The sequence below is a fragment of the Qipengyuania sp. CAU 1752 genome (genome assembly GCF_054482615.1).
Map to the genome: position 1 here is coordinate 2,319,606 of NZ_JBTLRE010000001.1, position 12,323 is coordinate 2,331,928.

General features: G+C 60.3%; 12 protein-coding genes and 1 pseudogene. 3 read left to right on the forward strand and 10 right to left on the reverse strand.

Features of this window, described 5'->3' with window-relative positions; genetic code table 11:
- Positions 1–76 precede the first annotated feature (76 nt).
- The 3 genes from glmS to ACXYL9_RS11340 all read right to left on the reverse strand — a co-directional run bounded on the left by glmS (position 77) and on the right by ACXYL9_RS11340 (position 4,317).
- Positions 77–1,900, reverse strand: a complete 1,824-nt coding sequence (gene glmS / locus ACXYL9_RS11330; RefSeq protein WP_459039599.1) for a glutamine--fructose-6-phosphate transaminase (isomerizing) — start codon at positions 1,898–1,900, stop codon at positions 77–79.
- Positions 1,901–2,023: 123 nt separating this feature from the next.
- Positions 2,024–2,935, reverse strand: coding sequence for a DMT family transporter (locus ACXYL9_RS11335; protein ID WP_459039600.1), 912 nt, complete (start codon positions 2,933–2,935; stop codon positions 2,024–2,026).
- A gap of 74 nt (positions 2,936–3,009) precedes the next feature.
- The gene (locus ACXYL9_RS11340; RefSeq protein ID WP_459039601.1) at positions 3,010–4,317 is read right to left on the reverse strand and encodes an O-antigen ligase family protein; all 1,308 of its coding nucleotides are present in this window, start codon (positions 4,315–4,317) and stop codon (positions 3,010–3,012) included.
- 230 nt (positions 4,318–4,547) lie between these two features.
- Here ACXYL9_RS11340 and ACXYL9_RS11345 point away from each other — a divergent pair, with 230 nt between their 5' ends.
- Entirely contained in the window at positions 4,548–6,080 is a 1,533-nt protein-coding gene (locus ACXYL9_RS11345) for a CpaF family protein (RefSeq protein WP_459039602.1), read from the forward strand.
- A gap of 11 nt (positions 6,081–6,091) precedes the next feature.
- Here the strand turns inward: ACXYL9_RS11345 and ACXYL9_RS11350 are convergent, their stop codons facing one another.
- Positions 6,092–6,322, reverse strand: a complete 231-nt coding sequence (locus ACXYL9_RS11350) for a hypothetical protein (RefSeq protein WP_459039603.1) — start codon at positions 6,320–6,322, stop codon at positions 6,092–6,094.
- A 48-nt stretch (positions 6,323–6,370) separates the two neighbouring features.
- Between ACXYL9_RS11350 and ACXYL9_RS11355 the strand changes: the two genes are divergently transcribed.
- Both ACXYL9_RS11355 and ACXYL9_RS11360 read left to right on the forward strand, forming a co-directional pair.
- Positions 6,371–7,294 (forward strand): DMT family transporter, encoded by a 924-nt coding sequence (locus ACXYL9_RS11355; RefSeq protein WP_459039604.1) that lies wholly within the window; start codon positions 6,371–6,373, stop codon positions 7,292–7,294.
- 30 nt (positions 7,295–7,324) lie between these two features.
- Positions 7,325–7,465, forward strand: coding sequence for an entericidin A/B family lipoprotein (locus tag ACXYL9_RS11360; protein ID WP_459039605.1), 141 nt, complete (start codon positions 7,325–7,327; stop codon positions 7,463–7,465).
- Here the strand turns inward: ACXYL9_RS11360 and ACXYL9_RS11365 are convergent.
- From ACXYL9_RS11365 to ACXYL9_RS11390, 6 genes and pseudogenes are all read right to left on the reverse strand, one after another.
- The gene (locus ACXYL9_RS11365) at positions 7,458–7,928 is read right to left on the reverse strand and encodes an ABA4-like family protein (protein ID WP_459039606.1); all 471 of its coding nucleotides are present in this window, start codon (positions 7,926–7,928) and stop codon (positions 7,458–7,460) included. The two genes, ACXYL9_RS11360 and ACXYL9_RS11365, sit on opposite strands and share 8 nt — an antisense overlap.
- An 11-nt stretch (positions 7,929–7,939) precedes the next feature.
- On the reverse strand, positions 7,940–8,635 hold the full coding sequence (locus tag ACXYL9_RS11370; RefSeq protein ID WP_459039607.1) for an NAD(P)H-binding protein: 696 nt from the start codon (positions 8,633–8,635) through the stop codon (positions 7,940–7,942).
- A gap of 93 nt (positions 8,636–8,728) precedes the next feature.
- Entirely contained in the window at positions 8,729–9,889 is a 1,161-nt protein-coding gene (locus ACXYL9_RS11375; RefSeq protein WP_459039896.1) for a deoxyguanosinetriphosphate triphosphohydrolase, read from the reverse strand.
- Positions 9,890–9,994: 105 nt separating this feature from the next.
- Positions 9,995–10,672: an aspartate/glutamate racemase family protein gene (locus ACXYL9_RS11380; protein ID WP_459039608.1), complete on the reverse strand. Its 678-nt coding sequence runs from the start codon at positions 10,670–10,672 to the stop codon at positions 9,995–9,997.
- A gap of 107 nt (positions 10,673–10,779) precedes the next feature.
- Complete coding sequence (locus ACXYL9_RS11385) at positions 10,780–11,754, reverse strand: alpha/beta fold hydrolase (RefSeq protein ID WP_459039609.1); 975 nt, start codon at positions 11,752–11,754, stop codon at positions 10,780–10,782.
- Positions 11,751–12,323 (reverse strand): annotated as a pseudogene (locus ACXYL9_RS11390) (SO2930 family diheme c-type cytochrome); the annotation flags it as partial. The pseudogene ACXYL9_RS11390 and the gene ACXYL9_RS11385, both read right to left, overlap by 4 nt.

Below are 12,323 nucleotides of genomic sequence, written 5' to 3' on the forward strand. Positions count from 1 at the left end.
GAAGTAAAGTATCAGCTCAATTCCGAGCGTTGGCGGAACTTGCTTTTTGCTCGTCAGATCGGCTCGCTGCTGAAGGTTATTCGACGGTCACCGACTTGGCGAGATTGCGGGGCTGATCAACATCGGTCCCTTTGACGACTGCCACGTGATAGGCCAGCAATTGCACCGGAACGGCATAGACCAGCGGAGCGATCAGGGGGTGGACCTTGGGCATCTCGATCGTTGCCAGACATCCTTCCCCTGCCTCGGCCAGCCCATCGGCGTCGGAAATGAGCACCACCTGCCCCCCACGGGCGCGCACTTCCTGCATATTGGAGACGGTCTTTTCAAACAGTGGCCCTGATGGCGCCAACACGATCACCGGCACATCCTCGTCAATCAGCGCAATGGGACCGTGCTTCATCTCTCCACTGGCGTAACCCTCAGCGTGTATATAGCTGATTTCCTTGAGTTTAAGAGCGCCTTCCAGTGCGAGTGGAAAGTCTGGTCCGCGGCCCAGATAAAGGACATCGCGCGCCGGTGCGATCAACGGCGCCATGGCGGCAATATCGTCATCATGGTCGAGCGCGGCATTGAGGCATGCCGGAGCCTCAATCAGGTGGCGGACGACCTCTTGCTCTTCGACCCGGCTCATGTGGCCGTTCTTGACAGCCAGATGGGCTGCGAGGGCCGCGAGGACCGCCAGCTGGCAGGTAAACGCCTTGGTCGAGGCCACGCCTATTTCGGGACCGGCATGGGTCGGCAGAAGCAAGTCGGCCTCGCGCGCCATGGTGCTGGTAGGAACGTTGACCACGGCGGCGATGGTTTGGCCCTTCTCCTTGCAATGGCGCAACGCAGCGAGCGTGTCGGCGGTTTCCCCGCTCTGCGAAATGAAGATCGCGAGCCCGCCGTCTTCGAGCACCGGATCGCGATAACGAAACTCGCTCGCGACATCGATGTCGACCGGGACGCGGGCGAAGGTTTCGATCCAGTATTTGGCCACCATCCCGGCGTAGTAGGAAGTGCCGCAAGCGACGATGGTGATGCGCTTGATCGCGGTCAGGTCGAAATCGATTTGCGGCAAGGCCACGCTTTCGTCGGACTGCCGGACATAGGAGTTGAGGGTCTGCGCCACCACGGTCGGCTGCTCGAAAATCTCTTTCTGCATGAAGTGGCGGTAATTGCCCTTCTCGATCGCTGCAGCAGAGGCACCGGAGGCCACGATGGGGCGTTCCACCTTCTTGTTTTCATTGTCATATATCTCGGCGCCATCGCGGGTAATGATGACCCAGTCGCCCTCCTCGAGGTAGGAGATCCGCTGGGTCAAAGGCGCAAGCGCCAAGGCATCGGAACCAAGAAACATTTCGCCATCGCCATAACCTACGACCAGTGGCGACCCGAGCCGCGCGCCGATCAGCATATCGGGATGCTGGCGAAACGCGATGGCGAGGGCAAAAGCGCCGCGCAGGCGGGGCAATACAGTCTTCACCGCCTCGCTTGGCGTACTACCGGACTCAAACTCGCGGCTGATCAGGTGCGCGACCACTTCGCTGTCGGTTTCGCTCTCGAGCTTGCGTCCGGAATCGAGTAATTCCTGCCGTAACGACTTGAAGTTCTCGATGATGCCATTGTGCACCAGCGCGACTTCCTTTGTCGCATGCGGATGGGCGTTATTCTCGGTTGGCGCACCGTGCGTTGCCCAACGGGTGTGGGCAATGCCAATCGTGCCTGGAGCGGGATGATCGGCCAGTTCGGCCGTCAGATTGGCCAGCTTGCCACTTGCGCGTCGACGTATCAGCGCGGATTCATCGATAGTGCAGACACCGGCGCTGTCGTAGCCGCGGTATTCCATCCGTTTAAGGCCATCGACCAGCCGCTCGGTAACCGGCGTCTGGCTCACGATCCCGATAATGCCGCACATAATCTGTCATTCCCGTCTAGCCGCGAGCCTCGTCGCGGTTCATTCATCGATTGTTCGGGTCGCTAAACGATTTGCACCCGTGACACCACGTTCCATCGCGTCAAATTTCACGTCCGGCTGAACTTACCTCTGGACGATCCTCGCGGGGCGACCGCTTCGTGATTGACCGTCGCGCCACAGGTAAAGCCCGGCAGCAATAATGATGGCAGCGCCAATCCACGTCCCGGCATCGGGTCTATCACCGAACCACCACCATCCCAGCGTACTCGCGACCAACAATTGTACGTATGTCATCGGTGCAATGGTTGATGCTCCGGCGCGTGCAGTACCGTGGAAAATCAGCCAGTGCGCTGTGCTTGCCGTCAAGGCAACGATGGCACAGCGCAGGACCACGTCGACCTCTGGCACCCCGAAGTCGAGGGCTTCGGCCCCACTGGCCCGGCCGATGAATGCGGCGATTGCCAACACCGGCGCCGCCGTAGCCGCCATAAAAACCTGCATCGACAGCGGGCTGCCATCGCCAGCCGAAGCGCGGTTGGCGATCATAAGCATGGCCATGAAAAAGGCAGCGCCCACCGGTAGCAGGGCAACGAGGCCGAGTTGCGCCAAATTGGGCCGCAAGATCACGATCACACCCGTGAACGCAGCAAGCGAAGCGAACCAGGTGGCCCGCCGCACCGTCTCGCCCAGTACTGGCCCGCTCAACAACGCTGTCAGGATCGGTGCGAGAAAGACCAGCGCGGTCGCCTCGGCCAGCGGCATTACAAATATCGAGATGAAAAAACATAGGGTTGCGCCGGCGAGAGACAGGCCGCGGCCCAATTGCAACAGCGGACGGCGAGGTCGAAAGCCTCCGAGTCCTTCCCGCATCACCAGCAAGACCGAGAGGCCCGCCGCACCGATGGCAAAACGCAGGGCAGCTACAGCGATCGGTGACCATGCGCCAGCCATCGTCTTGATCACGGCATCGCCGAGGGAGAGGATCACGAATCCTGTAAGGGCAAACAGCAAGCCGCTGCGATCGTCCTGGCGCAAGGTCTGGCTCCGGAAATTCCTGCCAGATGCGGCAGATGGGGCGGCGATACAATTTCGCCGCGCCGGTGCAAGCGTCAATCCACTGGCCGTTGCGATCCACTTTCGGTGGCGCTTGGCAGTAGTAACGCAAAAAGGACGATTATCGCAGTAATGAAGCGAGGATAATGCAACATGCCTTCGAATAGGCTTTGGAATAGCAGCGCATTGAGCATGGCCAGCAGGGCCAGCCTCTGCGGATCTGCCCGACCAGTACGGTGAGCGGCAATCGTAGCTCTGACCAGCAACCACAACCCGCCCGCCGCTCCGATAGCGCCCCAGGAAATCAGGAATTGCAGCAAGACATTGTGCGGCTGGGTATGAGTCCAGCCGGTGAACACCTCCCAGAAGGTCGAGCCCGAGCCCCAACCCAAAATCGGAGAATCAAGCCAGCGTGAAAAGGTTGCCGCCCACAGCGCGCCTCGTCCGCCGGCAATATCCTTACTGACGAGATCGACTGGGGCAACAAGGTAGAACGCGCTGTCATCGGGAATGAACCACCAGGCGACGCACATCCCCAGCCCTGTCAGGATTGCTGCTATGCCGATATCGCGTATGCTTGGCAGACGGCGCTGGATCAGCGCGATCGCCACGAATGCGACGACGATTGCCAGGATCGCTGCGCGTGTCCCCGACCAGATGGTCAGCGCCGCTGCCAGAAAATAGAGCAGGTGGTCCCAACCCAGTGGCGCGCCGGGGCGGAAATACAGGATGCGTATGGCAAATGCCGCAGTGATCGCCCCGGTCCAGGCCCCGAAGTGTCGTACGCTGATAAAGCCCGGAACGGCGGCGTGCCATTCGATCACACCGCCCAGCACTTCCCTGGCAGGCGGCGGGAAGGCGAAACGCCAAGCGGTATAGGCGGCCAGTACTCCCAGCCCGGTGCCCAAAATCAGCAGGAACACGCTTCGGTCCCGTGCAGTGTGACCGCGTAAAAGATGTACGGCTGCGAGAGCAAACAGGAGGTGGATCACCGTTATCAATGACATGGTAAGCGAAAAGGCCGGTTTGGCTGACAGCGTGATGCTGCTTGCGAATACTCCGACCAGCAGAACCACCGCCGCGAACTTTATGTCACGAGGTAAAGCCTGCCATGCGGCGCTGCGGTCCATTCCGCAGCGATAGGCATAAAAGATGATCGCCAACTCGAACACCACGAAGGGCAGTTCCAGCAATCGGGAAATTTCCAGAGCCGGCACCTCCATCTGGTGCATGTAGGTCGGATAGACCAGCGCCGAGACAACCGGCATGATGACCCCCAGAGCGATGCCGATCCATACAGGCGCACCATGGGCCAAGCGAAGGCCCATGGCCGGTACGCGAGAAGTGGGAAATGATGCACTCATGCGGATGGCTATTAAGCATTCGGAGTTAAGCAATATTTACTTTCACAACCCTAGGAGGAGTGCGGTTCTGCACACTCGCGGCAGGTTCGATGCAAGGGTCGGCGAAAGGCTCGCTTTAGGAAAAAAATAAGGTTTCCGACCTATTCACGAATTCCCGGAAGGCCAAATTTGCGAGTTCGCAGGCTAGGCAGTCCGACGAAATCTATTGTGATGAGCCTGGGGGACAGGAAATGAGTGCATTCGGACGCAAGAACGGGCCAGGAGGTATGGCACCCGGTAGCCGTCCCGCATTCGGTGTTGCCCGCCCCATGCGGGGTGGCAGCGCCAAAAAGTCGGAAGAAGCGCCACCGCCAGGCGGCGAACAGTTCCCGCCCCTCCCCGGAGACGGTGGAAACGCAGGCGAAGCGCCCGCTTCTCCCTCTGCTCCAAACAAAGACGACGCGATGACCCGGCTCGCGGATCGCGCCAACGCGGTTCACGAAGCGCAGGATGTCGGTGGCTTCGAAGCCAGCGTCCATAAGATCAAGGAACAGGTCCTACCCCGCCTGCTCGAACGCGTCGATCCGGAAGCAGCTGCCACTCTCAGCAAGGAAGAGCTGTCGGAGGAATTCCGGCCGATCATCATGGAAGTGCTGGCCGAACTCAAGGTCACGCTCAACCGTCGCGAACAATTCGCGCTCGAAAAGGTTCTTATCGACGAGCTGCTCGGTTTCGGCCCGCTCGAAGAATTGCTCAATGACCCCGACGTCTCCGACATCATGGTCAATGGACCCGACCAGACCTATATCGAGAAAAACGGCAAGCTGACCATCGCGCCGATCCGGTTCCGCGACGAACAGCACCTGTTCCAGATCGCCCAGCGCATCGTCAACCAGGTCGGCCGCCGCGTCGACCAGACTACGCCGCTGGCTGACGCCCGTCTCAAGGACGGCAGCCGCGTCAACGTCATCGTCCCGCCGCTCTCGCTCAAGGGCACGGCGATCTCGATTCGTAAATTCTCCGAGAAACCGATCACGCTGGATATGCTCAAGGACTTCGGTTCGATGAGCGAGAAGATGTGCACCGCGCTCAAGATCGCGGGCGCGTGCCGGATGAATATCGTAATTTCGGGCGGTACCGGTTCGGGTAAGACGACAATGCTCAACGCCCTGTCGAAGATGATCGATCCGGGCGAGCGCGTGCTGACGATCGAGGACGCGGCCGAGCTTCGTTTGCAGCAGCCGCACTGGTTGCCGCTCGAAACTCGCCCGCCCAACCTCGAAGGCCAGGGCGCGATCACCATCGGCGACCTCGTGAAAAACGCCCTTCGTATGCGTCCTGACCGCATCATCCTGGGTGAGATTCGTGGCGCGGAATGTTTCGATCTTCTGGCCGCCATGAACACCGGTCATGATGGTTCGATGTGTACGTTGCACGCCAACAGCCCGCGCGAATGCCTTGGCCGTATGGAGAACATGATCCTCATGGGCGACATCAAGATCCCCAAGGAAGCCATTTCACGCCAAATCGCGGAAAGTGTCGACTTGATCGTTCAGGTCAAGCGCCTTCGCGACGGTTCACGCCGCACCACCAATGTTACCGAGGTAATCGGGATGGAAGGCGACGTGATCGTGACGCAGGAACTGTTCAAGTTCGAGTATCTGGACGAGAGCGAGGACGGCAAGATCTTGGGCGAGTTCCGCTCCAGCGGCCTGCGTCCGTATACGCTGGAAAAGGCCCGCCAGTTCGGGTTCGACCAGGCCTACCTGGAAGCCTGCCTCTAAGACTCGCTCGGTCAGCCTTGCATCATTCCCGGTATTGCCAGCGCCAGCAGGCCGCCGCCGATGATGACGCTGACGAAGAACAGGCTGAACCACGGCACCCAACCCACCCGGTCGATTCGGGCGCGTTTCATGCGGCGCCGTTCCATCAGCGTCGCGAATCCGGCAACCATCAAGAGACCCACGCCCCATAGGGCGAGCAGTTCGGCATCGCTGGCAAAGATTACACGCTCAAGAAATTCCATCGCGCTGCCATATGGGCATCACCGCGCGGTTGCACTAGGGGCACGCGGGTGGATGGTTCCGTCGCCCTGCCCCGACCCCTGCTAGCGCTGGGCTTGCGCCTGCTGACAGCACTGACGCTGTCGACAATGGCGATGCTGGTCAAATTGGCCGGGACCCGCGGCGTTCACTTGTTCGAACTGATATTCTGGCGGCAGGCCATCACCGTTGTCGCCGTCGTATTGCTGATGGCAGCGCTGGGCCGATTAGCCGAAATCCGGACAAGACGGTTCGACGCCCATGCCCGCAGGGCGATTTACGGGATAACAGGCATGGGCTTCGTCTACGGCGCGGTGATCCTTTTGCCACTCGCCGAAGCGACAACGCTCAGTTTCACAACCCCCATATTTGCGGTGCTGCTTGCGCTTGTGCTGTTCCGCGAAAAAATCGGGTTCTATCGCTGGAGCGCGGTCGCACTGGGGTTCGCGGGGGTCGTGATCGTCATGCAACCCGGCAGCGCCGGCTCGGTCGATCTGCTCGGCGTGGGGGTCGGGCTCATCGCCGCATTCATGGTGGCGCTGATTTCATTCCAGATCCAGGATCTCAACACCACCGAAACACCATATGGCATCATCTTCTGGTTCACCGCACTGACTACCCCCCTCGCCGCAGTGACCTTGCCGTTTGTCCTGACGGGCCACGATCCCCTGACCTGGCTTATCATCGTAGCAATGGCCCTTTGCGGAGCGACAGCGCAATTGCTCCTGACCAGCTCACTCAGGTTCGGGTCAGCGGCGACCATCCTGCTGATGGACTATACCTCACTGATCTGGGCGATTCTGTTTGGCTGGTGGGTGTTCGACCGACTGCCACCTTCGACGCTATGGTTTGGCGCGCCCCTCATTATCGCGGCCGGAATGCTCGTCGCGTGGCGTGAGCATCGACTAAAACGCGCAGCCGATCTACAGGAACGTGATGCTGCCAAGGCGGTTTAGTATCTATCTGCCTAACCAAGGAATTTTCACATGGCTCATACCAAGACACGCAAAGCCCTGCTGGCGCTCGGTATTTTTGCAATCGCAACGACCACGACCGCCTGCAATACGGTCAAAGGCCTTGGGCGCGATATCGAATCGGTTGGTGAAGCGGGCGATCGGGTTATCTGAATGATCTGAGCGGCGACGGAGTCGTGCGTGGGCCTCGAAATTTTTCCCGTCCCAGCAGCCATACCGCCAGGCCGATGGGGCCGGCCAGGAAAGTCGCCGCCAAGATCGGCAATTGCCACAATCGGCCCACGTCCTTCTGGTCGGCGTCGCGCGCAATCCAGAGCCCGACGAACAGGTCGAACGCCAGATAATGTGTCCAACCTACTACCGCGCCGCCTTGTGACGCAAAGATCGACTGCACCCCTTCCAGGGTTATCAAATCGACTGCCGCCTCAGTCGGCCCGACCGGATCAAAACCGCCGGTCAGGATACCAATCAGGCCGACGGCGTAAATAACGCAGAGCATTCCCACACCGAGATACAGGACCATAGCCAGCAACAGCGGCTTACGCGGCATGAGCGCGAGGATGGCCCACGCGACTATTGCTGTTATGTTGACGAACCCGAACAGCGAAATCCACATGGCTTGCGCCCCTATTCCGCCTGCTCGAGAACTGGCAGCGTATTCGCTGCGCGATGGATGCCCTCGTTATCATGTACATAACGGCCCCGCGTCTTGCGCATGGCGAGCGCCAGAGCCGCCGTGGCAACCTTGGTGGCGGGGATAGAGCGGAACGAGCGCATACGGCCATGCATGAAGAGGTCGATGATGGGGCTGGCCATGATGGCCAGTCGCTCTCCGGTACGCCGGTCGCCGCCGCGGTGCCCGCGAAGCAGGCCCGGACGCAGGATGTCAAGTCGCAGAAACTCGAGCTTGGACAGCTTGGCTTCGGTTTCACCTTTGACCTGCAGGTAAAAATTCTTGGAGTAGGCTTCGGCACCGGCTGAGCTGATCGCGACCATACGTTGCACGCCGGAGGCCAGCGCCGCTTCGGCAGTGGCAAGAACCAGATCACGATCAACCGCCCGGAATTCGTCCTTGTTTCCACCGGCTTTCGCCATGGTGGTGCCGAGACTGCAGATCAGGGCGTCGGGTTGCGCTGCTGCCAAGGCATCACCCCATTTGTCCGGTTCGGCCACGAACACTTCCATCCGCGCGCCCTCAGGCAGGGGTACTTCCCGCCGGGCGATGCCCACAATACGCAAATCATCCCGTCCCACGGCCAGCCGCAGGACCTCCTGGCCGATTAGGCCAGTTGCTCCGATCAGGGCGATGCGCACAGGTGTCATGATGGACGACCAATTCGATAGTTATTGTCTAAACAGCGACCTATACCGGAATGGCGCGCAAATCCATTTTTGCCGTTGGCGGACATCATGCGCTTAGACATTGGACAGGCCAGCAGGTGCTTGGCCGTAGATCCGTCGGCATTGTTCTAGCGCAAAACGATCGGTCATGCCGGCGATGTAATCGACGATGTGGCGCGACCGCCACGGCTCTTCGGTGGGCAGGTCCCGGGTCCACGGCCCGCCCATCAGATCCGGGTCCTGGTCGTATGCCGCGAACAGGCGTGAAATAACGTCACGCGCTTTTTCAGCCGCTTCGACCTGTTGCTCGTGATAGTAGAGCCGCTCGTACATGAATGCCTTCAGGCCCCGCTCCTGCTCATGCATCGACGGCGAAAATCCTGCCGACATCGTGTCAGCAGCGCGGACATCGTCGCTGCACTGCATGTTTCGGGTCATCGATTGCGTATGGGCGATCACGTCATTGACCATCACACCAATCTGGTTGCGCACTAGTTCACGCAGCAGTCGATCTCTCGGTGCGGCAGGAAATCGCGTTTCGACCTCGCGCCACTGGTCGGCCACCCATTCGATCGTCAGCAGGTCGTCGAGCACCAGAAACCCTGCTCGCAGCCCGTCATCGATATCGTGATTGTCATAGGCAATATCGTCCGCCACCGCAGCCACCTGGGCTTCAAGCGAAGACCATTGGGGCAGATCCAGCGAAAAATCGGAGTCGAGCTCGGCCAGAGCTGGATGCGGGGCGATAACCGGGCCGTTGTGCTTGGCCAGGCCTTCCAGCACCTCCCAGCTCAAATTAAGTCCATCGTGCAGGGGATAGGGACATTCGAGCCGCATCAGTGTCCGCAGCGTCTGTGCATTGTGGTCGAACCCGCCATTCCGCAAGGCGGCATCGTGCAGCGCCTTCTCCCCGGCATGGCCGAATGGCGGATGGCCGATATCGTGCGCGAGGCAAAGGGCTTCCGTCAGATCCTCGTCGAGGCCGAGCGCGCGGGCAATGACGCGGCCGATCTGCGCTACTTCGAGGCTGTGTGTCAGACGTGTGCGGTAGTGATCGCCATCGGGCGCGACGAAGACCTGTGTCTTGGATTTCAGCCGCCGGAAGGCGATCGAGTGGATAATCCGGTCGCGGTCACGCTGGAATGCACTGCGCGGACCCCGCGTTTCGCTCTGAGCATGACCGAACTCACGACCGCGGCTGCGGGCAGGATTGGAAGCGAGGGGTGAAGGCGACATCGCGGCTGGTGTAGGCATGCGCCTGAATCGCGGCAACGGGAACAATCGGGCAACATGGAGAAAGGGCTTGGTCTAGGCCGCCCACCCTCAGTCCAAACCGCGCAACTATTCGCCGCAAATCCAGTCAACCGCACCTTCACAGTGGATGCGAGCCGTGTCGTAGATCGGCAGGACATTGGCATCGACGTCGACAATTAGTTCCAGCTCCGTGCAGGCAAGGATGATCGACTTCGCACCATGCTGTTCGTACCAGGTTATGATCGACTTGAGCGAACGCTCCGCGTCGCGGCTCGCCTTGCCCAGCTTCAACTCTTCACTGATCAACCTCTCAAGCTGCTCGACATGCCCTGGTTCGGGCGGCATGAGGTCGACACCGTGCGAGACCAGCCGCTCGCGCATGAAGCTTTCAGTCATCACCGCGCGCGTTCCCAGGATGGCGGATTGCTGCGAAGCTTTTTCCGACATCCGCGCACCGGTACAGTCGGCGATGTGCAGGACCGGTATCGATATCGCCTCCACAATCTCGTCATAGGCGCGGTGCATGGCATTCGCTGTAATCAGGATATTTTCAGCCCCGGACTGCTCCAGCCGCTTGGCCGCCTCAACCAGCAATGTGGTTGCACGGCTCCATTCCTCGTCTGTTTCGAGCCGCGAGAAGTCACGGAAGTCGAGGCTTTCGATAACCAGCGGCGGGCTAGCGCGCGGACCTTCACGTTTCTGTACCAGCCGATTGATTTGCTCGTAATAGGTGCGGGTAGAAATCCAGCTGATACCCCCGATCATTCCCAATTTCCGCACGCGAACTCCCTTTCACCACGAACCTGGATACCCACCAACCCGATGTCGCGACACTAGCGCCGCGTCCCGGAGAGGCAAGCAAGCCGCCCGTCTTATCCGGCGTTGGCGTCGCTTGCAGCGTTAGGCAGGATTTTGACGAGCCAGTTCTGAAGGTCGCGCAGGGATCGGACAGGCGTCTCCTCCATCGGCAAATGGCCGATATCCGGATAGCTGGCCAGTTCGGCGTTGGGCAGATGATCCATATACCAACCAGCTGCAGCAAAGGGGATCAGTGCGTCCTTCTCGCCCCACATGACCAGCACCGGCACGCTGACCATTGCAACGCGTTCGGCTGCAAAGGGCTCGTAGTTCCTGCTGAAGCGTGCGCGAGTTGCCACACGGTTCCCGGGATAGCGCGCCATTTCCCAATAGCGATCGACCGCCGCATCGGTGACGATGTTTTGGTTGGTAACGCTTTGTGACAGGCTGCGCTCGACCAGCGAGCGAGGCAGCAACTGGCTCATCGCAGACCCCACCCCCCGCAGTCGCGCTATCTTGAAAGCCAGGTTCCCGCTGCCTTCGCGCGGGATGTCCGCGCCGCTTGCATCGATCAGGACAAGTCCATTCAGCCGCTCCGAGCGGGCCAAAGCGTACCTCATCGCGATGCCACCCCCCATCGAATTGCCAGCCAGGACAAACCGGTCCACGTCAAGCTTGTCAGCAACGAGATCGATAGCCTCGACATAGCGATCATTGGCATAGTCCTGGTCGATTGCCGCGCCTGTCAGCCCGTGGCCGATCTGGTCGAAGCGAATGACCCGGTATCGATCCCGCAGGGTGTCGACCCAGGGCTGCCATGTGTGCAGATCGGCATTGGAACCGTGCAGCAGGACAATCGCCGGCGCATCACGCGGGCCTTCGTCGCGCAAGTGCACTTCCTGGCCATTGGCGAGGGTCACGAATTGCGACGGCTCCCCACCGTATTTGACGCGCATCTCAGTCGGATCGGTGTCCGGCACTCGCAACAGCAGGAAGGCAATGACGAGCAACCCCACGATGATCGCGAGTGTCTTGGCAAAGCGTTTCATGAGCCAGACATCCCTGCAATCCAGCGCTCGATCACGGCCAATCCCTCGGCATCGACAGTAGACTTTCCAAGTTCGGGCATTGCCACACCGGGTTCGGTGCTGCCCATGCGGTGAACAATGATCGATCCGCTAGGATTGCCGGGATCAATATCGAAGTCGTGTCCGCCCGAACCTCGCCCGGCCGCAACCGGGCGCTTGCCAACACCCAGCTTGACCGGGTTGTCTTGCTCCCATCTGAGGTCGAGCCCGCTGTTGGAGGCCATTGCTCCCGGCTGGTGGCAATGCGCGCAGTTCACATCGAGATAGGCGCGGGCAACCGTATCGAGGGGGTGTCCATCACGCTCCTCCCACATAGGCAGACGAGTGGAGACTTTGGGGACGGCATCGAGGTGGTCATCACGGACCATCTCATCCAGCCATTGCCCCGAAAGATTGCGTGCCTTGGGTCCGATCGGCACGACCGCATCATTGAGGCTGTGGCATTCCTTGCACTGGTTCTTGTTGGGGATCCGATAACTGATGGTCTCGCCGGACGGGGCCGTTATCGGGGGGGGGGGGGGGGGGGAGGG